Below are 512 nucleotides of genomic sequence, written 5' to 3' on the forward strand. Positions count from 1 at the left end.
GGTTTCCGTAACGCTGGCGCTCTGGTTGATGACCCTGCCCTTGACGCTCTGGATGTTGGCGGTAATTTGGTTAATCGCCGCCGCGGTTTCGGTCATATTTGCGGACAGTTCGCTACCGATGTCCGACAGCACTCCCGCCTGCTTTTTAATGATAAGTACGAGGTCTTTTATTTTTAGAATCGTCTTATTGAAGTATTTGGCTAGGTCGCCCACTTCGTCTTTGGAGGAAACGGCGATGCTTCTGGTTAAATCGCCTTCGCCTTCCGATATGTCCTTAAGGGTGTCGGATACTTTTACGATTGGGGCGGTAGTGGCGCCAAGGATAAAATAGATAATTACCACCGCGATTACAAGAGATATCGACGCCAAAATAATAACAAATTCTTTTAGCTGGTTGACTTCTCTTAATATGTAAGATTCCACCGAGCCGACCATCATCGACCATGTCGTCGGAGAAACCCCTAGGGGGATATTGGCGATGGCTATTTCTATATTTTCTTTCAACGTAGGAG

The 512-nt window shown here is 46.9% G+C and carries 1 protein-coding gene; it reads right to left on the bottom strand.

Going from position 1 to position 512, the window contains the following annotated elements; all coding sequences use genetic code 11:
• Nucleotides 1–512, bottom strand: a 512-nt coding sequence (locus tag ACYVTD_RS16210) for a HAMP domain-containing protein (protein WP_461248707.1), incomplete at both ends; no start/stop codon positions are given.

Source organism: Treponema sp. R6D11, from assembly GCF_054786075.1.